This window comes from Acidobacteriota bacterium (assembly GCA_009861545.1).
Taxonomy (GTDB): Bacteria; Acidobacteriota; Vicinamibacteria; order Vicinamibacterales; family UBA8438; genus WTFV01.
Window position 1 is genome coordinate 33,199 of the sequence record VXME01000100.1, and the last position, 23,088, is coordinate 56,286.

The 23,088-nt window shown below is 70.6% G+C and carries 12 protein-coding genes; 7 read left to right on the top strand and 5 right to left on the bottom strand.

What is annotated here, in order from left to right:
* Positions 1–82: 82 nt before the first annotated feature.
* Positions 83–3,289 carry a TonB-dependent receptor gene (locus F4X11_16450; protein MYN66596.1) on the bottom strand — a complete coding sequence of 1,069 codons (3,207 nt, stop codon included), beginning with the start codon at positions 3,287–3,289 and terminating at the stop codon, positions 83–85.
* Here F4X11_16450 and F4X11_16455 point away from each other — a divergent pair.
* Both F4X11_16455 and F4X11_16460 read left to right on the top strand, forming a co-directional pair.
* The gene (locus tag F4X11_16455) at positions 3,281–7,834 is read left to right on the top strand and encodes a hypothetical protein (GenBank protein MYN66597.1); all 4,554 of its coding nucleotides are present in this window, start codon (positions 3,281–3,283) and stop codon (positions 7,832–7,834) included. The two genes, F4X11_16450 and F4X11_16455, sit on opposite strands and share 9 nt — an antisense overlap.
* Positions 7,835–7,881: 47 nt before the next feature.
* Positions 7,882–9,615 (top strand): AAA family ATPase, encoded by a 1,734-nt coding sequence (locus tag F4X11_16460; GenBank protein ID MYN66598.1) that lies wholly within the window; start codon positions 7,882–7,884, stop codon positions 9,613–9,615.
* Between the two features lie 134 nt (positions 9,616–9,749).
* Here F4X11_16460 and F4X11_16465 read toward each other — a convergent pair whose 3' ends face one another.
* Positions 9,750–10,202, bottom strand: coding sequence for a cupin domain-containing protein (locus F4X11_16465; protein ID MYN66599.1), 453 nt, complete (start codon positions 10,200–10,202; stop codon positions 9,750–9,752).
* A gap of 182 nt (positions 10,203–10,384) precedes the next feature.
* On the opposite strand from F4X11_16465, the gene F4X11_16470 reads away from it, so the two are divergent.
* The 4 genes from F4X11_16470 (at position 10,385) to F4X11_16485 (ending at position 17,605) form a co-directional block, all read left to right on the top strand.
* Positions 10,385–11,446 carry a glycosyltransferase family 4 protein gene (locus F4X11_16470; GenBank protein ID MYN66600.1) on the top strand — a complete coding sequence of 354 codons (1,062 nt, stop codon included), beginning with the start codon at positions 10,385–10,387 and terminating at the stop codon, positions 11,444–11,446.
* 166 nt (positions 11,447–11,612) lie between these two features.
* On the top strand, positions 11,613–13,790 hold the full coding sequence (locus F4X11_16475) for a PQQ-binding-like beta-propeller repeat protein (protein MYN66601.1): 2,178 nt from the start codon (positions 11,613–11,615) through the stop codon (positions 13,788–13,790).
* Positions 13,759–14,856 carry a lipocalin-like domain-containing protein gene (locus F4X11_16480; protein MYN66602.1) on the top strand — a complete coding sequence of 366 codons (1,098 nt, stop codon included), beginning with the start codon at positions 13,759–13,761 and terminating at the stop codon, positions 14,854–14,856. The genes F4X11_16475 and F4X11_16480 overlap by 32 nt, the downstream gene beginning before the upstream one ends.
* A gap of 58 nt (positions 14,857–14,914) precedes the next feature.
* The gene (locus F4X11_16485) at positions 14,915–17,605 is read left to right on the top strand and encodes a TonB-dependent receptor (GenBank protein ID MYN66603.1); all 2,691 of its coding nucleotides are present in this window, start codon (positions 14,915–14,917) and stop codon (positions 17,603–17,605) included.
* On the opposite strand, the gene F4X11_16490 is transcribed toward F4X11_16485, so the two are convergent.
* From F4X11_16490 to F4X11_16500, 3 genes are all read right to left on the bottom strand, one after another.
* Positions 17,595–18,608, bottom strand: a complete 1,014-nt coding sequence (locus F4X11_16490; protein MYN66604.1) for a hypothetical protein — start codon at positions 18,606–18,608, stop codon at positions 17,595–17,597. The genes F4X11_16485 and F4X11_16490 overlap by 11 nt on opposite strands.
* Entirely contained in the window at positions 18,605–20,044 is a 1,440-nt protein-coding gene (locus F4X11_16495) for a hypothetical protein (GenBank protein ID MYN66605.1), read from the bottom strand. Before F4X11_16495 ends, F4X11_16490 begins: the two co-directional genes overlap by 4 nt.
* Positions 20,045–20,223: 179 nt before the next feature.
* Entirely contained in the window at positions 20,224–21,720 is a 1,497-nt protein-coding gene (locus F4X11_16500) for an MBL fold metallo-hydrolase (GenBank protein ID MYN66606.1), read from the bottom strand.
* A gap of 198 nt (positions 21,721–21,918) precedes the next feature.
* On the opposite strand from F4X11_16500, the gene F4X11_16505 reads away from it, so the two are divergent.
* Positions 21,919–22,938 carry a hypothetical protein gene (locus F4X11_16505; protein ID MYN66607.1) on the top strand — a complete coding sequence of 340 codons (1,020 nt, stop codon included), beginning with the start codon at positions 21,919–21,921 and terminating at the stop codon, positions 22,936–22,938.
* Positions 22,939–23,088: the final 150 nt, after the last annotated feature.

Consider the following 23,088-nt stretch of genomic DNA (forward strand, 5'->3'; position numbering starts at 1 on the left):
AGCGGTGCTGGCACAAGGAGCACGGCGCGCCGAGGAAATGCAAATGTAACTCGCAGGTCTTCATCTGCATGGTTCTTGGCCTTCAGAAACGCACGCTCAGCCCCACCTGCCCGCGCCGCGTGTCGCCCAGTCCGCTACGCAGGGTCCCGTCGAAGTTGAACAGCAGCGACCCGACCGCGGTGTCGACGGTGTTGTCGGCGTTGGTCAGGTTGAACACCTCCAGGATCGGCTCGATGACGGTTCCGTTGCGGAGCGTGAAGCGTCGCGAGAAACGGATGTCCCAGGTGAAGAAGCTGTTGTCGCGCCGCAGGGTGTTGCGGGTCAGGATGGTGCCGTCCGCGCAGATGCGGTCCGACGGCTGCGCGGCCCGCAGGCCCCGGTTGGCGCACTGCTCGGAGACCGGAGATGCCGACAGGTAGCGCACGACGTTGTTCAATTGCAGCTCGCCCGGCAGCGTGGCCAGCAGGTAGCCGCTCACCTGGTGGCGGCGGTCGCGGTCCGACCAGCCGTACTCCGGAACGAGGTTGCCGGCATTGGCGTAGCGGAGAACGAACGGATCGCGCTCGTTGTCGTCGTCCGAGCGGTCGAAGGCGAGCGTGTAGTGGGTTTCGAAAGTGAGCGGCCGGTTGCGGACCGCGCCCCGCCCGCGCAGCCCGAGCGTCAACCCGTGGTACCGCGACCGCGCGCTGCTCTCGGCCACCGTCAGCGCGTTGATGCCGCCCCCGGACGGGTGGGTGCCGATGCCGAACGGCGCGCCGAACACGGGATCGTTGCGGTTGACGAAGCGGAAGAGGTCGTCGGTCCGCGCGTGGACGAAGGCGGCGCTGGCCGCCACGCCCCGCCCGAGGTCGCGGTCGAGGCCGGTGCTGAACGACCAGGTGCGCGGCAACTCCAGGTCGCGGTCGGCGACCTGGATGTCGGGCAGGAACGGCGGCGCTGCCGACGCGTCGATCAGCTCGTCGATGGCGGGCACCGGACCGAGGGCCGCGGCGGCGGCGCTGCTGCGGAACAGGGTCTGCTGGAAGGCCCCGTTGGTCGACCGGTGCTGGGCGAAGACCAGCATCGGGATGCGGGCCACGTACGAGCCGCCGTTGGCGCGCACCACCGTCCGGCCGTCGCCGGCGACGTCCCAGGCCAGCCCGACCCGCGGCTGGAAGTTGTCGAGGTCGTCCGGGATCCGGCCGTCTGACGGAAATCGGGGATCGTCGAGGTACGGCGCGAAGAAGGTGTCCTCCGGCTCGACGAACATCGTGGGATGCCAGGTCCCCTCCCAGCGGAGCCCGAGGTCCAGCGTCACCCGGTCGTGCGGATGCCAGGTGTCCTGCAGGAACGCGCCCAGCTCGTGGACCTGGAACGCCTGCAGGCCGAGCTGCTCGGCCGGCACGCCGGGGACGGTCGCCGACTGCAGGTAGAGAAGCACCGGCCCGGCGACGCCGGCGCCCGGCGGGCAGACGCCCAGCGCGCTGGACGATCCATCGGAGCAGGTGACGAAGCGGTTGCCCTGCGTGATGAAGCCCATGAAACCGTCGACCGAGTCGAAGACGTAGCGTCCGTTCGCGAAACCGATGAACTGCTGCTCGACACCGGTCCGGTTGTACTCCAGCCCCGCCTTGAACAGGTGGTCGCCGGTGGCGAAAGACACGTTGTCGACCACCTGCAGCCGGGTGTCGAACGCCGGATCGATCGGGAGGAAGAACGGCAGCCCGATCCGGAACCCGTCGGCGAAATCCATGGCGATGTCGGGGAACGGACGGCCGCCCAGCCGCTCGAACTGCGGCGGGCCGGCGGTGCGCGCGCCGGGCAACAGCGGCCCCTCGTACCAGCGGGGCCGGTCCTCGCGCGCCCACTGGATGCGCAACTCGTTGGAGAGCGCGTTGGTGAGCAGGGAGCGCAGGCTGCCGTTGAAGGCGTGCGACTCGTCCCCCTCGATCCCGTTCATCGACGCCCCCCAGGCGTCGACGTCGAAGGTGCCGTTCACCTGCTCCGCCCACGTGTAGTTGTACTTGAACGAGGCCTGGTGCCGGCCGTCGAGGTTGAAATCCAGCTTGGCGAGCAGCGACCGCGCGTCGTCGGTGCGCCGGATCGGCCCGAACTCCTTGTCGAACAGCCCGGGCCAGCGCGCCTGCAGGAAGCTGGCGAGCCGCTCCAGGTTCGCCGGGTTCACGACGTGCCGGACGGCCTGCTTGGTCTCGTTCGATACCTGCTGGTCGTAGGCGAGGAAAAAGAAGGCCCGGTCGCGCACGAGGGGGCCTCCCAGCGTGGCGCCGGCCTGGTTCCGGCCGAAGTCGGGCTTCCCACCGCCCCGCGCCGCCGGAAACGGCGCCGCCATCTCGTCCCACTGTCCGAAGTAGTGCGCCGAGCCGCTCAGGTCGTTCGTTCCCGACTTGGTGATCACGTTGACGAAACCGCCGGCCGAGCGACCGAACTCGGCGGTGGCGCCCTGGTTCACCACGACCAGGTCCTCGATGGCGTCCTGGTTGAAGGTGAAGGCGGGCCGCTGTCCGCCCCGCTGCTCGCCGAAGAAGGGATTGTTGAAATCCGCCCCATCGACGATGAAGTTGTTGAAGATGCCGCGCTGGCCGCTGATGTTCAGCTCGTCGCCGTCGGGCCCCTGCGATATCGACGCACCCGGGGTGAGCAGGGCCAGGTTCACGAAGTTGCGGCCGTCACTCGGCAGCGCGTCCACTACGTCCTCCTGGATGCGTTGCGAGCGCGTGACGTCCGTGGTGTCGATCACGCGCGGCGCCTCGCTGACGACGGTCACCGTCTCGGTCGCCACGACCCGCAGCTCCACGGACAGGTCGAGCATCCCCCCGACCCGCAGGACCGCGCCCTCGATGCGCTCGGTGCCGAACCCGGCGGTCGCCGGCACCACCGTCAGGTCGTAGGTGCCGGGCGACAGCAGGGCACGGACGAATGTGCCGGACGAACCCGTCTCGACCGTCGTCAACAGGTCGGTGTCGCGGTTCTGGATGACGATCACCGTTCCCGGCACCGGGTCGCCGGCCGGGTCGTGGACGGCGCCGCGGATGACGCCGGTAGTGGTCCCGGCCTGCGCCGCGACCTCCGGCACGCCCGGGCCGACCAGTGCGGCCAGGAGCATGGCGGCGGTCACGCCCCGCACGCCGTGGCGCGGCGCGGCATACCGGAACTCGTGAAGTACAGTTGGTGTCATGGTTCGCATCAGTAGTGCAAGGTCGACGGTGGACGCGGCGGCGCGCGCGCGGCCGGCCACGCACAAGTGTAGCCATTCGGGACTACACGTAGCCCTCCTGCATCGATGAAGCATCCGGACGGCCCCGCCGACACGGCCGGCAACCGCTACGAGCACTGGTGGACGCTGGCGGAGTGCGTGCGCCTGCTGCACGGCGGCGCCGAGACCCTGCGGATCGAGGCCCTCGCGGCCGGTCGCGCGGAGCTGATCGTAACCACGGACGCGGAGCGGGAGGTGCACTACGCGCGACTCCGGCACCCGGCCGGCGCGTTGAACCTCACGGCTCTCGACAACGCGGCCGGGCCGCTGCAGACCGCCGGCGACCGTCTGGCCGGCAACGACGACCGGTTCGTCCTGGTGTCCGGCAGCGCGGCCCCGGAGCTCTCCGGACCCTGCGCGGCGGCGGCGACCTCGGACTCGTCGGAGGCGTTCGAACGCGAGTGGCTGACCACCCGCGCCCGCCGGGAGTGGTTCGCGAGGCTACTCCGCTGCTGGGTCTGCGAAGCGCCGGCGGCACTCGACCGGCTGCGGCGGATCGAGGTCCGGACGGTCGCCGGGCGGGAGGTGGAGGAGCAGGTGCGCCGGGGGCTGCAGACGCTCTTCGTTGCGGACCCCGGCACGATGGTCGCACGGCTGCGAGCGATCGTGGAAGGCGCCGGGCCGCGCACGATGACCAGCCGGGAGCTGGTCGAGCGGCTCGCCCGGCGCGGATTCCGGCCACGCCGCTTGCACGACGCCGGCCGAGCGGGCGCCGCAGTGGCGCGCGCGACGGACCGCTACCTGGACGGCGCGCGCCGGGGGCTGATTCGAGGAACGGTGCTGCCGCGGGAGGCGGCGGCGAAGCTGAAGGCGCGTCTGGAAGGAACGGCGAGCGAGAGCGTCCTGACCGGGAGGGCGGGAGCCGGCAAGACCGCCTGCGTCGTCGACGTGGTGGATGCCGCGCGTGCGCGGGGTCTGCCCGTTCTGGCGTTCCGGCTCGACCACATGATCACGGCGGCGACCGCCACGGACCTGGGACGCCACCTCGATCTCGAAGAATCGCCGGTCCTCGTGCTCGCCGAGGCCGCCCGGGCGGCCGGACGGGCCGGCGTCCTGATCGTCGACCAGGTGGACGTCGGCGCAGAGCTGTCCGGCGACGGCTCCGGCGCCGGCGGCCTCATCGAGCGGGTGATGCAGGAAGCGCGCGGAATCCGCCCGCGGGCGCCAATCCACACCGTCGTCGTCTGCCGGGCCTTCGACTGGCGGAACGATCCCGCCCTGCGGCGGCTCCTGCCCGCTGCCGAAGCGCGGATCGAGGTAGCCGAGCTCGACCGCCGCGAGGTCGAGGAGACGCTGGCGGGAGCCGGACTCGATCACGAAACGTACGGCGATCGCGAGCTGGAGATCCTGCGGCTTCCCCAGCACCTGCATCTCCTGCTCGAGAGCGGGGCCGACGCGTCGAGCCCGCCGGCGTTCGCCACCGCGACGGCCCTGTTCGACAGGTACTGGACTGCAAAGCGCCGCGCCGTCGCCACCCGGGCCGCGCCGCAGCCGGACCAGTGGATGGCCGTCGTCGGAACCCTCTGCGAAGAGATGATCTCCTCGCGGAAACGCACCATCCCGATGGAGCGGCTGGACGAGGTCTCCCCCGCGTATCTGGAGCAACTGGCGGCGGCGGGCGTGGTGGCCGTCCACGGGCGTCGCTGCGGATTCGGTCACGAGAGCCTCCTCGACTACTGCGCCGCGCGGGTGTTCTTCCACCGGCGGGAATCGCTGGTGTCGTCTCTGGAGGGCTCGTCCCAGCATCTGTCCCACCGCACCCGGATCCGCCAGACGCTGGCGTACCTGCGGGACGCGGACCCGTCGCAGTACGTGCGGGAGCTGCGCGGACTGCTCGCCGGCGAGCGCATCCGGCCGCACGTCAAGGATCTCGCGTTCGCGACCCTCGCCGACGTCCCGGATCCGACCGGGCGAGAGTGGACGGTCTGGGAGAACTGGATCGCCCCGGCGTTGCAGGCCATCGAGGACGACGCCGCGAACCCGGACCCGTTGTCGGCGCTCGCGTGGCGGCGCTTCTTCGACTCGGCGTCGTGGTTCGCGTTCACCGACAGGTACGGCCCGACCAGCGGCTGGCTGGCCTCGGGCAACGACCGTCTGGCCGGCGCCGCCGTGGGCTACCTGCGGCGGCACCATCGCCACGCTCCCGATCGGGTCGCCGCCCTGCTGGAGCCCTATGCCGATCTCGGCGGCGTTTGGACCCCGCGCTTGCGCGCCTTCATGGAGTGGGCCGACCACCACGCGAGCCGCCGTCTTTTCGAGCTGTTCCTGCGTCTCGTCGACAACGGCACGCTGGACGAGGCCCGTGGCCGGACCGCGGCGAACGCCACGTTCTGGAGCGCGCTCCGGGGCCTGGGAGAGCACCGCCCCGAGTGGGTGCCGGAAATCGTGGCGTACCGCTTCCGCCGGCGCCTGGCCGTGCTGCAGTCCACGGGCCAGGACCTGGGAAGCCACGAGCTGCCGGGCTACGACGACCACGCGGCGGCGCTGTTCGCACGGTCCGCCGAGCACGCGCCCGGCGCCTTCGTGGAGCACGTTCTGCATCCCGTGCTCGATTTCTCGGACGCCACGCTGACCGGCGGCAATCCGCCGCGGCACGACGCCGTGTGGCCGATCGTCACCAGGACGGAGTATCCGGAGGCCGACCATGCCTGCCTCGACGCGCTGGCGGCGGCGCTGGCCGCCGTCGCGCGCGCCGGCGAGAAGGCCCTGACGGACATCGTCGGCGACCTGCGCCGGCGCGAAACCCACGTGGCGAACCGTCTGTTGCTGGCGCTCTACGCGGGATCGGGCGCGCGGCACGCGGACGAGGCGGTGACATTGCTGTGCGACGAATCGTGGCGTTTTCGGTGCGGGTTCTCCGACAACCCGCAGTGGTACGCGACGGAGACGATTCGGGCAGTGATTCCGCACTGCGCCAGCGAATCACGCGAGCGTCTCGAGCGCGCGCTGCTCGACTACGTGGCCCCCGACGAGCGCGGCATCCGCGGCTACCGGCAGGCCGGGCGGGCTCGTCTGGCCCTGCTCTCGGCGCTGCCCGCCGAGTTGCGCAGCGCCGATGCGAACGCGGCCGTGCAGGCGCTCGAGCGCAAGTTCGGGACGGACGGCGACAGCCGGCAGCCGATTGCCGTCGATTCGGTCGCGCCCCCGATCGACCGGCGTGCCGCCGAGGCCATGAGCGACGAGCAGTGGCTCGGGGCCATCGCGCGGCATCGGCCCAGGGCCCCGGCGCCGGCATCGCGCGACGAGCTCAAGGGGGGCGAGTGGGAGCTGGCGGGGCACCTCGAAGCGCGCGCCGCCGAGGACCCCGATCGCTTCGCGCGGCTCGCGCTGAAGCTGCCTCCCAACGCGCATCCCGTGTATCTGGACCGGACGCTGGCGGCTCTGAAGACCGCCGCCGCCCCGCCCGCCGTCAAGCTTCAGGTCTGTCAGAAGGCCTTCGCGGAGTCGCGCGGCGCCTGCGGGCGTTCGGTCGCCGACGTGCTCGGGAGCATCCGCGAGCCACTGCCGAACGACGCCGTGCGCATGCTCCACTGGCTCGCCACCGAGCACGCGGACCCCGCCACGACGACCTGGCAGGAGGAGGAGGTCGGGATCGACACCGCGCGCGGGAGCGCGGCCGAGGCCATCCGCGGGCTGATCGTCGAGGACGCCGCCTACATCTCCCGATTCCGGGTCACGCTCGACCGCCTGATCCGGGACCCGAGCGCCTCGGTGCGGGCGTGCGCCGCGGCGGCGATCCGGGCCGTCTCCGACCGCGATCCGGCCCTCGGCATGACGCTCTTCAATCGCCTCGACCTGTCCGAGGATCGTCTGCTCGCCAGCTCGCAGGTCTACGGCTTTCTCCGCGACAGCCTGCGCGACCGCTTCACGGACGTTCGGCCTGTCGTCGAGCGCATGCTGCAATCATCGGCGGCGGAGGTCTGCGAGGCCGGCGCGCGCCTGGCCAGCCTGGGCGCGCTGGAGCACGCCGGCGCGGTCGATGCTTCCACCGATGCCCCGCAGCCCGCGGTAGCCGCGATGAGCGCCGAGCCGGAGCACCGCAGCGCCGCGGGTCTGGCCGCCGACGCCGCCCGCGGCGGCCCTGCGCACCGCCTCGGCGTGGCGCACGTAGCCGCCGCCAATCTGGCGATTCCGGAGTACCGGCGCTGGTCGACCACGACGCTCACCGCACTGTTCGACGACGACGACGACGCGGTCCGACGCCGGGCGGCGACCTGCTTCCGGCACGTGCAGGACGAGCCGCTCGACACCTACGGCGATCTCATCGAGGCGTTCAGCGCCAGCAAGGCGTTCGGCGACGACCCCGCTTCGATTCTCGACACGCTGGAAGCGTCGCGCGAACCACTGCCGGGCGCCGCCTGCACGGTCTGCGAGAAGTTTCTCGACCGCTTCGCCGACGAGGCCCGGGACGCACGCAGCGACCGCCACGCCGACGCGCTCACCGTCGCTGCGCTCGTCTTCCGCACCTGCCGCCAGCACGAGGACGACGAGTGGGCGAAGCGCGCGCTGGATCTCGTCGACCGCCTCTGCCTGCTCCAGATCGGCGACGCGCGAGGCGCCCTCGAGCAGTTCGAGCGCTAGCCGCCCGGCAGACGGTTGCGTACGATGGCAACGAACAGACCCGTGCCATGCTGACGAAGCTCACCGTCCGGAACTTCAAGCGCTTCGGCGAGGTCGAGATCGAGCTCGGCGATCCGGTGGTCTTCATCGGCCCGAACAACTCGGGAAAGACCTCCGCGATGCAGGCGCTGGCTCTGTGGGACATAGGCCTCAAGCGCTGGAACGAGAAGCGATCCGGCAAGAGCACGCCCGAAAAGCGCCCCGGCGTGACGGTCAACCGCCGCGACCTCGTGGCGATCCCGATACCGGACGCGAATCTGTTGTGGCGCGGGATGCACGTGCGGGACGTGCGGCGGGAAGACGGCCGGCAGACGACGAGGAACATCCGCATCGACCTCGTCGTCGAGGGTGTGACCGCCGACGAACGCTGGCTCTGCGGACTCGAATTCGACTACGCGAACGAGGAGTCCTTCTACTGTCGGCCGCTCCGGGAAACCGACGGCAGGACGCCCGAGCGCATGCCGATACCCGACGCGGCGGGAGGCGTCCGCATCGCCTTCCTGCCTCCGATGTCGGGGCTGGCGGCCACGGAGACGAGGCTCGCTCACGGCGCCGTGAACGTCCGTATCGGCGAGGGACGCACCGCCGAGGTGTTGCGCAACCTCTGCTTCCGCATTCACGAAGAGCAACCGGCACGGTGGAACGGACTCGTCGAGCACGTTGGGAGCCTCTTCGGGGCGGAGCTCGATCCGCCGCGCTACGTCCCCGAGCGCGGCGAGATAGTGATGGGCTACCGCGAGCAGGGAGCGCGGCTCGACCTGTCGTCATCCGGGCGGGGCCTGCAGCAGACGCTGCTCCTGCTGGCGTACATGTACGCGAATCCGGGCGCCGTCCTGCTTCTGGACGAGCCGGACGCGCACCTGGAGATCCTGCGCCAGCGCCAGATCTACCGGCTGCTCACGGACGTCGCGGCCGAGAGCGGCAGTCAGATCATCGCCGCCAGTCATTCCGAGGTGCTGCTGAACGAGGCCGCCGGGCGGGACGTGGTCGTGGCGTTCGTCGGCCCGCCGCATCGCATCGACGATCGCGGCAGCCAGGTCCTGAAGGCGCTTCGCGACATCGGGTTCGACCAGTACTACCAGGCGGAACAGACCGGCTGGGTGTTGTACCTCGAAGGCTCCACCGACCTGTCGATCCTGCGCGCCTTCGCCCGGCGACTGGGACACGAACGCGCCCTCCGGGTGCTGGAGCGGCCGTTCGTGCACTACGTCGGGAACCTGCCCACGGCCGTGCAGAGCCACTACCACGGCCTGCGCGAGGCGCTCCCCGCGCTCCGCGGCGTTGCCATCTTCGATCGTCTCGAAGGGGTCCCTCGGGACATCGCGCCGGTCGACTGCCTGATGTGGAAACGCCGCGAAATCGAGAACTACGTCTGCTCGCGCGCCACGCTGGAATCGTACGCGAGCACGTCAACTCCGGAAGAGGCCGAGGGCCCGCTCTTCACGGCGGCGGAAGCGGAGCGGCGCCTGGGCGTGATGCGCACGGCCATCGACGAGATCCGGTCGGCGCTGGACACGCTGGGCAAGGGCTCACCCTGGCACCCGGACACCAAGACCAGCGACGAGTTCCTGACCCCCCTCTTCGAAACCTACTTCTCCAGGCTCGGCTTGCCGAATCTGATGGCGAAGAAGAACTTCCACGTGTTGGCCGAGTACGTGCCGGACGACGAGATCGACTCCGAGATCGGCGACAAGCTGGACGCCATCGCGCGCGTCGCCGAGAGCGCGACGCCCGCCGGATAGCCGCGCGACCTCCTCTCGAACAACGAAGGGCGTAGCCGGTCCCGCCCGTGCGCCGGGACATGAGCCTGGATGTCGCGGCCGGCCCGAGAGACCGGCCGCGACATGCCTGTCGACTCAGCGCGACGCGTTCGCCGTCACTGCCCCGCGCCGCTGCCGTACACCTCGTCCGTCACCGGCTCGAGCCACTCGATGGTCAGGTGCTCGCCGGCCTCGTTCGGGAACGTGATCGAGACGTGCGTCAGCGCCTCGCCGGGGATCGCACCGTGCCAGTGGCGGACGCCGCGGGGCAGGTGCGCGGTCTCGTGCAGGCCGATGTCCCGGACCGGCTGGCCCTCGACCTGGTAGCGCAGGCCGCCCTCCTTGACGAACAGCAACTGCTCGCTGTGCGTGTGCCAATGCGTCCGGGCGCCGGCCTCGAAGCCGCGCGACGACACGCGGACGTCCCCCGCATCGAGCCGGAAGGAGGTCCCGGTGAAGGGATTCTCCTGGCCGGACGCCGTCGGCTGGCCGATCCAGACGACCGCGACCGTCGCGACGACTCCCACCAACAGCCCGACGCGCAACCGTTCCCGCAGCTTCCAGCTCATGCCAGTCTCCTCTCGCGCCCGGCGCGGGTCGATCACCGTCCGTCCCGCGAGCCCGAGCGCAGCGTTCCGCTATCTGACCGCGAACCGGCGTTCGGAGTCAACGCCGGAAACCGGAGCCCCTCGGACTCCCACGGCTGCTGCCCTACGCCCCGCGGTCGTGCTAAGACTGAGCGCGTACGACCATGCGGATCCTTCACGTCGCGGATCGGCTGAGCGGCCGCGGGGGCGCCGACCTGGCCCTGCTCGGGCTGCTCGACGCGCTGTCGGACGACCACGACCTGCATCTCGCCGCAGGCCGCGACGACGGGAACGTGTCCCCGCCCTGCCCGCTGAGCATCGTGCCGGGACTCGACTCCAGAACTCGCGCCGAGGCCGCACTCGACTCCGTTCTGGCGCGGGTGCGCCCCGACCTGGTGCACGTGCACAACGTGGTCAACCCCGCGGTGCTGGAATGGGCTTCGCGCGTGGATGCGCTCATGACGGTCCAGGACCACCGCTTCTTCTGCCCCGGACGCGGGAAGTGGACCCTGGACGGCCGCGTCTGCGGCGACCCGATGCGGCGCGAGGTCTGCGTCGGCTGCTTCGACGACTCGACGTATTTCGAAGAGACCCTCCGGCTCACGGCGGACCGCCTGGAGCCCTTGAAGCGGATGCGGCTGACCGTGCTGTCGGCCTATATGCGGTGCGAATTGATCCGGGTGGGCGTTCCGGCGGACCGGATCACGGTGGTCCCACCCGTCGCGTACGGCCTGGACCTTGCCGCGCGGGCCGACGGTCCGCCGTGCGTCCTCTTCGTGGGGCGGGCAGTCGAGGCCAAGGGCATCGGCGACGCGATCGAGGCCTGGCGGCGCTCACGGTCTGTCCTGCCCTTCGTCGTCGCCGGCACCGGGCCGTTGCGTCAGGAGATCGAGACCGCGGGCATCGAGGTGCTCGGCTGGCTCGACCGCCGGCGCCTCTGCGCGGCGTACCGGCGCGCCGCGGTGGTGGTGCTGCCCTCTCGCTGGCAGGAGCCGTTCGGCATCGTCGGGCTGGAGGCCCTGACTCTCGGTACGGCGGTCGCCGCGTGGGACAGCGGCGGGGTGCGCGAGTGGCACCCGGGAGGCGAGTTGCTGGCGCCCTGGGGCGACGTCGACGCGCTGGCCCGGGCCATCCGTGTCGGACCCGGCTGCCGCGTCGATTCCCCGCGCGGGTTCGAGCGCGACCTCCTCATCCGCAGGATGGAAGCCGTGTACGCGGCGAACTGAGGACCGCGCGCCCGGATCGCTCCGCTGCCCGCCCCGAACACCCTTGTCCCACTCGGCGCCGCAAAAACGGACTGCGCGTCGACGGAACGGGTGTATAAAGGCGTCGAGACGCTGCACGGCGCGTACGCGGCTCGTGCGCGGACGAGGCGAGCGGGAGGTCACGACCATGCGCGCACCGGATCGACGTCGCCCCACCGTTCGCGGTTGGAGCCTGGGAGTCTCCTTCGGCGCAGTTGTCGCCCTCGCGTTCGTTCCCGCGACGGTCGCGGGCCAACAACAGCAGCAACGGCGTACCCCGGCCGGCTACACCGCCGAACAGGCGGATGCGGGCTTCGAGGCGTACCAGCAGCGCTGCGCCGTGTGTCACGGCGCGAACCTGGACGACGGCCCGTTCGCACCGCCGCTGCGGGGCGCCGTCTTCCGCGAGACATGGCTGCCCCGCTCGGTGGAGGCGCTGTTCCGGCTGACCGCCGAGACCATGCCGCAGGACCTGCCGGGCACCCTCGACGACTATACGGTGACCGAACTCGTCGCCCTGATGCTGCAGGAGAACGGCGTGGAGCCGGGCGCCGCGGCCCTGCCGTCCGATCCCACCCTGATGGCCGGCCTGTCGCCGGGATGGAGCTCGTTGGGCGGTGGCCTCTCGCCGGGCGCGTCCCTGCCACCGTGGCCGGCCCCGTGGAACCCCCTGGACACCATGCAGCCGGTCACCGACGAGATGCTGCACGATCCGCCGGCCGAGGACTGGCTGCTGTGGCGGCGCACCTATGGCGCCTACGGCTTCAGCCCGCTGGATCGGATCGACAAGAAGAACGTGGCTGACCTGCGCGTCGCCTGGTCGTGGGCGCTGCCGCAGGGCCCGAACGAGTCGACGCCCATCGTGCACGACGGCGTGCTGTTCGTGCACGGCTACGGCGATCGGGTCCAGGCGCTCAACGCCGCCAACGGCGACTTCCTCTGGCAGTACACCCGGCGCCTGCCCCGCGACGTCTCCCCGAGCCTGAAGCGCGGGATGTCGATCCACGGCGACCGCCTCTTCGTCCCGACCTCCGACGCTCACGTCGTGGCGCTCGACGCGAAGACGGGCAACGTCGTCTGGGATACGCAGGTCGGCGACCTCGACGCCGGTCTGCGGATGACCGGCGGGACGCTGGTGGCGCGCGGGAAGGTGATGGTCGGCACCATGGGGCGGCACGCGGGCGGCAACTACGTCGTGGCCCTCGACGTCGAGACCGGCGAGGAGGCGTGGCGCTTCGGAACCATACCGGCGCCGGACGATCCCGGCGGACACACCTGGAACGGCATCCCCCATGTCGAGCGCAACGGCGCCTCGGTGTGGATCCCCGGCAGCTACGACCCGGTCAGCAACCTGGCGTTCTTCGGCACCGGCAACACCTACGACACCGCGCCGCTGCGCGATCCGACAGGACCGCCCGGCACCAACAACGACGGGCTGTACCTCGACGCGACACTGGCCCTGAATCCCGACACGGGAGAACTCGCCTGGCACTTCCAGCACCAGGCCAACGGGCAGTGGGATCTCGACTGGGCGTTCGAGCGGCAGATCGCGGAGCTGCCTTTCGGCGGCGAATCGAAGAGTGTCGTCGTCACCATCGGCAAGCAGGCGATCTTCGACTTCGTGGAGACGGCGACCGGCGAGTACGTCTCGTCCATCGACCTGGGCCTGCAGACCGGCATCACCTACATCGACCCGGTCACCGGCCGCAAGACGCAGGATCCGACCCTGATTCCGGGCGACGGCGAGACCAAGCGGCTCTGCCCGCACGTCGGGGGCGGCCGGAGCTGGCAGCCGACCGCCTACGACCCGGGCACGCACATCGCGTACATTCCGATCATCGAGGCGTGCATGGACCTGGTGCCCGTCGGCGAAGGCGAACGCGGCAGCCTGACCACCGGCGTCCGCTGGACGGTCCGGCCGCGGCCGGAGAGCGACGGGCGGTACGGACGGCTGGAAGCCATCGACCTGGCGACCGGGGAGACCGCGTGGATTTCGCGCCAGCGCGCGCCGCAGACCACCGCCGCGCTTGCCACCGCTGGCGGCCTGGTCTTCGCCGGCTCGCTCGACCGGCGCATCAGCGCCTACGACGCCGCCACCGGCGACCGGCTCTGGGCGACGCGGCTAACCGAAGTGCCGAACGCCCCCCCGATCACCTACGCAGTGGACGGGCGGCAGTACGTCGCCGTCATCGTCGGCAGCGGCGGTTACCTCACGCGCGCCTACTCGATGCTGGCCCCGGAGATCCGGAACCCGCCGGACCGCGCCGCGGCGCTGTTCGTGTTCGCACTCCCGGATGATGACGCCACGGTCTCGAACGCACCGTAGCCGATACACTGTACCAATCACACGCGAACGAAGGAGAAGCAGCATGCGGAACCTGAGAATCGCCCTCATCGCCATCGTCGTCGGTCTGCCCTTCGCGCTAGGGGGGTGCGCCGCCGAGACTCCCGCCCCGGCCGCGGAGGAAGCGGCCGTCGACGCCGCCGGTCCGCGCGATCCCTTCGTGGGAACGTACGAGCTCATCGGACGCAACGTGAAGGACGAGAACGGCGAGTACGTCCCGGTGGAGGACTTCAACTCGCTCGGCTACATCACCTACAGCGACCGGGGGTACATGGCCGTCAACGTCATGCCTCTGGACCGCGAGCCCTTCGCCGACGGCAGCAACCCGACGCCGGAGGAGGTGCAGGTGGCGCTGCAGGGCTACACCGGGTACTACGGCCCCTTCTCCGTCCACGAGGACGAGGACGGCGGGTACCTGATCCACCACCGCACCGGGCAGATCAACCCCGGCGGCGAGGTGGACGCCAAGCGCTACTACGACCTCGTGGACGACAAGCTCATCCTCACCCCCGCGTCCGACACCGGGATGAAGCACGACGCCAACCGCCAGGTCGTGTGGCAGCGGCTGCCGGACGTGGAGCTGTCGGAGGAGGCGCAGCGTTTCCTCGGACACCGCGAGCTCCTGTACACCACCCGATACACGGTGCAGGACGGGGAGCCGGTCGAGGACGGCGAGCGGAACGAGAGCCGCGCCGGGTCGGTCATTCTCTACACGCCGACCGGCCATATGATGGTGCACCTGATGGCGCGCGAGGGTCGCACCCCGTACGCGGGCGACACCCCGACCCCGGAAGAGTCCATGGCCGCCTACCGGACCTATGGCGGGTACTTCGGACGCTTCACCGTCCATGAGGACGCCGACCCGATATACGTCGTCCACCACCAGGAGGGCAGGTCACGGCCGACCACCGGGGTGACCGACGCCGAGCGGCTCTACCAGTTGGACGGCGACGTCCTGCGACTGGGCGGCCGGCCGAGCGAGAACGAGGACGGCGACCTCGCGGGCGGACACCTCTACTGGGAGCTGATGCCGCACCGGGAGGAGTAGACGGGCCGGCGCGGAACTGAAACGCCACGCACCCGCCCTGATCCGATCGTCGCCGAAGATGCGGAACGCGCAATGGACTGCCGTCCTCCTGCTGGCGGCACTCCTGCCGTCAGGGATCGGGTGGGCGTCGGAAGGGCGCGGCGCGCACCAGGGCGGCGACCCGCGGAAACCGGTCGAGGAGCGGACGGACGCGCCGGTCGAGGAGCTGGGCCGCGCGCTCGGAATGACGCCGTCCGAGATCGAGGCCCTGGGGTTGTCGCCCGCCGAGATGCAGCGGCTGCTCGCAGGATTCACCGAGGAGACGGTGGTCGTCGGCTCCCGCGCGCAGCCGCGCAGCGCCACCCAGTCGGCGGTCCCCGTGGACGTGTTGTCGGCCACCGACCTCGTCAGCCCGGGTGCGGGCGATCTGAAGGACCAGCTCCGTACCGTCATCCCGTCGTTCAGCACCAACTCCCAACCGATCAGCGGCGTATCGACGGTGGTCCGTCCCGCCATGCTTCGCAACCTGGCCCCGGACCATACGCTGGTCCTCGTCAACGGCAAGCGCCGTCACCGCTCGTCGATAGTCGACTGGCACGGCGGCAACGGCGTGGCGTTCGGCTCGCAGGGCCCCGACATCTCCGCCATCCCCCCGATTGCGTTGCGGCAGGTCGAAGTGCTGCGGGACGGCGCGGCGGCCCAGTACGGCTCGGACGCCATCGCCGGCGTGATGAACTTCCAGCTCAGGGACGCCCGCTCCGGCGGTTCGATCGAGCTGAACACGGGGATGTACCGCGCCGGCGACGGGGAGTCGACCCGGTTCGCCGGCAACGTCGGCCTGCCGCTCGGCGCGACCGGTTTCGCCAACCTCAGCCTGGAGTACGGCAACGCGAACCTGACCGACCGGTCCGCGCCGCGCCGCGATGCGATGACGTTGATCGCGGCGGGCAATCCGCACATCGGTTCCGACCATCCGCAGGCGTGGGGCGACCCGGACATCGACGACGACCTGAAGACGTTCGGAAACTTCGGTTACACGCTGCCCGCCGGCCTGCAGGTGTACGCCCACACGAGCTACGCCCGCAAGAAGGTCTCCTACGGCGTCTTCTTCCGCAACCCGAACACGCGCCTCGGCGTGTACAGCATCGACCGCGGGCGCACGCTGCTGGTCGGCGACGTGCTGGCGGCGAACGGCATGGGCTCGGCGAACTGCCCGACGGTCGCCGTCACCGGCCACGTACCGGACCCGGTCGCCCTCCAGCAGGTGTCGGACGACCCGAACTGCTTCACGTTCCAGGAGCTGTTCCCCGGCGGCTTCACCCCGCAGACGGGAGGCACGGCGGCCGACGCGTCGCTCGTCGGCGGGGTGCGCGGCTTCGCGGCCGGCGGATTCGACTGGGACCTGAGCGCCTCGCTCGGGATGCATCGAACCGACCACTTCGTCCACAACACGATCAACGCCTCGCTCGGTCTGATGTCGCCCACCGCGTTCGACATCGGCAGGAACCGACAACGGGACGTCAACGTGAATTTCGACGGGTTGTACGCGGTCACCGACAGGGTGAACATCGCAGCCGGCGCGGAATGGCGGGAAGAGCAGTACGGCCTGCGTGCGGGCGACCGTGCGGGGTGGACGATCGGCCCGTACGCAGCGCAGGGCTTCATGGGCGGCTCCAACGCCGTCTTCGCCTACAGCCCGGCGCAGGCGGGCACGTGGAGCCGCCACAACGTCGCGGCCTACGGCGACCTGGAGGTGACCGACCCCGGCGACGCGTGGACGCTGGGCGCGGCGATCCGCATCGAGGACTTCGAGGACTTCGGAACGACGACCAACGGCAAGGTGTCCGGCCGCGTCGGCTTCGTGCGCGGCAGCGTCAGCACCGGCTTCCGGGCGCCGACCCCCGGCCAGCAGCACGGCCTCCACATCCAGAGCTGGTTCGACCCGACGGTTGGCGATCTGGTCAACAACGCGGTCATACCGTCGATCTCGCCGGTAGCGCTGCTGCGCGGCGGTGCGCCGCTCGGGCCCGAGAGATCCGTCAGCTACACCGCCGGCGTCGTGTTCGGCACCGGTCCCTTCACGCTCACGGCCGACTACTTCCGCATCGACGTGTCCGACCGGCTCGGCATCACCAGCAACTTCGTCCTGACGCCGGCGGAGATCGCCGAGGTCGTGGCCGGGGGATTCGAGGCGGCGCAGAGCGTGCGGAACTACCGGTTCTTCACCAACGCCTTCTCCACGACATCGCAAGGCGTCGACGTCGTGTCGACCTGGACGCCGCTGGCGCTGCGCGGGAACACGGTCATCAGCGGCGTCTTCAACCACACCGACACCGAGGTGACGAACAACGCCAGGGGTCTGCTCGACGGCCGGCGGCTCGCCGAGTACGCCTACGCCCTGCCGCGCACGCGCTGGAACGTCGGCGTCACGCAACGCGTCGGACGGGCGAGCCTGCTGGGCCGCCTCAGCTACTACAGCGGTTGGTACGACTACGACAGCGGCTACGGAACGATCTTCGATCCCGCGGGCGGGCTGGAACAGGGCTTCTTCGACGGCCGGCCGATCGTCGACCTGGAGCTGAGCGTCCCGCTCGGGCAGGGAACGACACTGGCCGTCGGGGGACAGAACGTCTTCGACACCTACTCGCAGGTGTCGGTCATCGCAAACGCCGTCGGCGAGCAGTACAGCGAGTACATGCCGTGGGGATACAGCGGCGCGTACTACTACGCACGCATCGGCCTACGACTGGGGCAACTGATTACGGACTGACGGTGACGGTCACGTCCTCGTGCACCGCCAGGCCGCCATCGTGGGCGAGGCAGCGGAGCACGTAGGTCCCCGGCTCGCTGAACGTCGCGTGGACCACCCAGTTGCCGTCCTCCGGGACCTCGGGCGGCGCCCACCCGGGTGCCCACGGCGAGTCCGCGCCCTCGCGGTAATCCTCCCAGACCTCGAACTGCGGGGGATCGAACGTGACGCGGTCCTCGCCGCGATAGACGATCCAGGCGACGCGGAGGCCGCTGGCGCTGTTCGGCGTTCCCGCCCCGCCGCGGCCGAGCCGCCAGCTCGGGGGCGGCATCGCCCGCCGCTTGGGCACGCCGTCGTCGCTGGCCACGGCGGTCAGGACGACCGGCTCGCCCACCCTGACCTCACGGACTGAATCGCCCTCGACGTCGAGCACGGGCCGCTCGTTGCCGAAGATGTTGTAGGCGCCGCCGGCCGGACCGCCGGCGCCGTTGTTGTTCATGATCGCGATGTCGTTGAGGAAGTAGTCGGGGTGCAGCGTCGCGTAGGCGCGCTCGGTCTGCCCGTTGCTGGTCAGCGTCCAGACGACCTCGCCGTCCCCGAAATCCGCCGGCACCCGCACCCGGAAGACGTGCCGGTTGCGCCGCGGCTGGAAGTGCGTCGGCTGGCCGCGATCCGGGCCGCCCGGATCGAGCCGGTTGCCCGGCCCGATCGGGACGTCGAGCTCCTGGTCCCAGTTCCGGTTCATGTAGCCGAAGACGAGGTTGAACGTCCCGTCCTCGTTCTGCTCCCAACCCTCGTAGGCCGGCGCGATACTCTGGTCGGTCTGCGGGTACACCTGCCCTGCGGCGGGCGCGACGGCGAGGGCCAGTCCCAGGACCATGGCCGTCATCACGTACACCGCCGCGGCCGGCAACCAACGGGACGGCGCCGCCGGCACCCCGCGGGCAGCCGCCAGAACCGGCGACGTCCGGGCCGGCGCCGCCGGCCGCATGCGCCCCGGAGTCAGCCCCACGCACATCGTCACTGCCCCCCGTCGTTGTCGTCGTCCGTCGCCGACGAGAGTCCCGGCAACTCGGCGTAGCCGCACAACGGGCACCCGATCGTCGTCTCGCCCGGCTGCAGGCCGAGCCGCTCGCGGCGCGTCGCCATCTCCGCGGCGAACTCCTCGTCGTCGAGGAACACCGCCTGCCCGATGTTGATCATCATGTTGTCGATCGAGCGATGGCCGAGGCCGGACCAGTTGCGCGGGTCGGAGACGTTGGGGTTGGTCGGGGTGTTGTCGAAGTAGCCGGTGATGCGCAGGATGGTGCCCCGCGGCAGCAGCGGCGCGTGGTCGTCCTCGAAGGTGTAGACGCGCACCCAGTTGTGGTTGTAGCCGGCGCAGCTCAGCGTCTCGATGGTGTTGTTCCAGATGGCGTCGAGGCACATCCGCACGCCGGCGGCGTGCATGTGCGGCTCGTACACCGTCATCTTGGTGTGCTCCATCAGCGTGCTGAACGCCTCGAACTTCTGATCGGCCTGCAGCGGCCTGATGTCGAGGTCGAGCGTCGCCGGCCCGATGATCTGCACCGTCCGCGCCGGCTCGTAGCCTTCCGGATGGAACTTCAGGCCGATCTCCAGGTGCGCGCGCGTGTGGCGGCCGTTCGAGTGCAGGTGGGCGGAGGGGAACGTGATCTTCGAACCCGCCTTGAGCAGCTTGCCGGAATCGGGGTGGAAGACATCGGCGTTGCGGCCTACCTCGTGCACCGGCCAGAACCCGGCCTCCGCGACCGGCCTGCCGTCGGGACCGACCGGCGAGATGACCAGGTGGTGGATGACGTAGAGCCCGCCGATGGTGTCGCGCTCCGGGGGTCCCTCGAAGGTGTTGACCTCGCGCATCTCGATGGCCGAGACGTAGCGGTCCTCCGTCAGACCCGTCTCCGTCTCGCCCATCGGGCCCCACCAATCGGGGGCGGTCGGCGCCACCTCGATCTCGGGGGACGTGAGCACGAGATCCGGCTCGCCGATCTCCCACCCGGACGCATCGGCCGCCACGGCTTCCGCGGTCTGCTCGACGGGCTCGCCGCGCGGCGCCCCGTTGTCGGCCCACTCGGCGATGGCCGCAATCTCCGCGGCGCTCAGGGAGACGTCGCCCTTGTAGTGCTGGATGCCGATGTCCTTCTCGATGTACCAGGGCGGCATCACGTCCGGCTTGCCGACGCGGCCGGTGCGGTACTTCATGGCCCGCGCCCACGGGCGCGCCTGCTCGTAGGTGAGCAGCGACATCGGGGCCACGGACTCCGGGCGGTGGCACTGCTGGCAGCTCCGCTCGAGGATCGGCGCGATGTCCTTCGCGTAGGTCACGCCGTTCTCGGCCCCCTCCGAGGCGAAGGCGGGGGCAGCGAGCAAGCCTGCGGCCACGACGGCCGTCAGGGTCCGGAGCAGTACGGACGTTTTGCGGGCGATCGGCAGACGCAGCATGGAATCCCTCCTCAACGAATCGCCGGACGATGACAAGTCACCATCGTAGTCGGGCGGCAGGTCCTTTATCAACGAAATCTCGCCGCGCCCGCACGCGTCTCGGACCCAGGCCGCACCCGGCAGGACCGGCGGCTCGTGCGGGACGAGTTCCGCCGGTCCCCGCTGAGCACTTCGGAACACTACTGGCCGTTCAGGATCCGCAGGAAGTCGACGTGCGACCCCACCAGGCCGTGCACGCCGACGTGCCGGGCCACGTCCAGCCCGAGCCGCTCGATGGTCGCGGCCAGCGCCCGCATGTTGTCGTTCACGGGAGGCGGCTCGGCGCTCGGCAACCGCGGCGAGTAGAGGTCCGCGTTGACCAGGATCCGCTCCGCCGGCAGGTGTACGACCAGCATCGTCCCCACGTGGCCGACGTCCGGCACGGCGTGGACGTTCATCACCCGCTCGCCGTCGGTCAGCGTGTAGCCGTCGCTCACCAGCTCCAGCGCCGGGATGCGGTTGGGCGCAAACCACGGCATCAGGCTCGACAGGATGTCCGGCTCCAGCGAGCGCGTGCCCGGATGGAGGAACACGTCCAGGTAGAAGTCGCGGTTCGCCTCGTGCGTGACGACCGCGGCGCTCTGCGCGACGTAGGTCCGCAGGCCGCCGGCGTGGTCCACGTGGTGGTGCGTGTTGACGACGTAGCGGATCGGCTTGTCCGGCACGCGCCGCCGCAGCTCGGCGATCACCGCGAGCGAGCGCGCCTCGCTCTGCGGCGCCTCCACCACGGCCAGGAAGTCGTCGAACTCCACGCCGATGCTGTGGTGGCTGCCGCCCGACACCCGCCACACGCCCGGCGCCATCTGCGTCGACCGGGCGACGACGGGGGGCACCGTTGCCTCCAGCACGGCGTCCGGCACCACCGGCTCCCGGTCGATGTCGAGGTTGGGGTGCACGCCGGTCACCGTGATCTCCATCCAGTTGTGGCCGGGATTGAGCCGTGGATCGCCCTGGTGCGAATGCAGCACGGTCGGGAACATCACGCCGTCGAACTCCTGGTACGCCGTGTAGCGGTGGTCGTAGATCATGTCGCCGAAGTACGGGTTCGGCACCCAGGTCAGGACCCGCTCGACGAGGTTGTCCTCGTTGATGGTGCCGTTGACGCGGAACCTGCCCAGCGCGGTGAACGACACGATGGTCAGCGGGCGCCCCTCGAGCACCAGACCGGTCGCGGAAGCGTCGTCGGCTTCCGCCGCCGCCTTCAGGAAGCCGTGCGGCGACATCCAGATGTCGAGCTGGCGGATCTCGGCGTTGGCCGGCTGCGGCACCGGGTCGTCCCCGGCGAGCGTCCAGGTATGCTCGCCGAGGGTGAAGAAGACGCGCTGCTGCTCCCCCTGCAGCGGCGTGCCGCCGCCGAGCGCGGGATAGTCGCCCTGACGGCGCGTGTAGATCTCGTACGACGCGCGATGGTCGTAGCTGATGGTGCGGTCGTAGGCGGTCACCTCGAAACGCGGCCAGTCGTCGGCCGGCGTGTGGCTCTGCCCCATGTTGGCCACCCACCCGCTCCCGGAGTACCGGATCGTGCTCACGTCGCCCATCGTCTCGGCAGCGGCCTGCAGCACCTCGTCGACGTCCTGTGCCGCGGCCGGCGCCGCCAGGACGCACCCTGCGGTCAGCAGAGCAAGCGTTCTGCGCATTGGTTCCCCCCGCAATCTGCAAGTGTCTGTGGAGCCGGATGATAGTCCGCGGTCCGAGACACCGACAAGGGCGCGCTCGTCGAGGGCAGGGCTGCGAAACCGCCCCCGCACGCCCCTGCGCGGGCGTATAATTTGGAGAACCGACCGTCACGAACGAAGCCAGGAAAACGGCCGCAAGGCCCAGTTGGGAGGTGTCAGATGACTCGGCCCTGTTTCGCCGCCGCGCTCGGCGTGCTCGTGCTGCTCGCGCTGGCCCCGGCAGGCGCCGCCGGGCAGGACGGCCAGCGGACTCCCTGGGGCGATCCGGATCTCCAGGGGACCTATACGAACAAGACCATCACGCCGCTGGAGCGCCCCGAGGCGCTCGGCGACAAGGCCTTCCTCACCGACGAGGAGGTCGCGGAGCAGGAGCAGGCGCGCGTCCAGCGCAACCAGGATCTGCTGGAGGCGCCGCCGCGGCGCACCGTCGCAGGCGGGAACGTCGGCGGCTACAACAACTTCTGGCTGGACGGCGGCACGCGCCCGACCAACCGCACCTCGCTGATCGTCGATCCGCCGAACGGCCGGCTGCCGGCGCGGACCGCCGACGCCGCGGCGCGCAAGGCCGCACACGACGAGGCGTATCCGGTCGAGGGCCCGTTCGACTCCTGGGAGGACCTGGAGCTGAACGACCGCTGCCTGGTCTGGTCGGCCGGCCCGCCGATGCTGCCCAGTGCCTACAACAACAACTTCATCGTCCTGCAGACGCCCGACCACGTGGTGATCTACGCCGAGATGATCCACGACACCCGCATCATCCCGATCGACGGGCGCGGCCATGTGCCGGCGAGCATCCGCCAGTGGCACGGGGACGCGCGCGGCCACTGGGAGGGCGAGACGCTGGTCGTCGAGACCACCAACGTGCGGAAGACGACGGCCAACGCCGGCGCGGTCGGCGGCGACCCGGTCCTGCTCCGCATGGCGAGCGGCGGGACGGAAGACACGCTCACCGTGACCGAGCGGTTCACCCGGAGCGGCCCCGACAGCCTGCACTACGAGTTCACCGTCGACGATCCGACCCACTTCTCGCAGGCCTTCTCCGGGGAGTTCCCCTTCACGGCGTTCCCGGCCGACGAGCTGCCGTTCCTCTTCGAGTACGCGTGCCACGAGGGGAACTACAGCATGACGAACATCCTCGGCGGCGAGCGCGCCCAGGAGCGGGCGACCGACCAGCCGTAGGCATCCCGGCTCTCGGCGAGAGCAGCATCCCACGCTCACCGGCGGGGGGGGGGGCACCCCCCCCCCGCGGCCGCGGGGGAGGGCGGGGGGGCGCCGCCGCCGGGCGAGGACACAAAGCACGCACACGCAAGAAATAGGGGAGAGTGTATG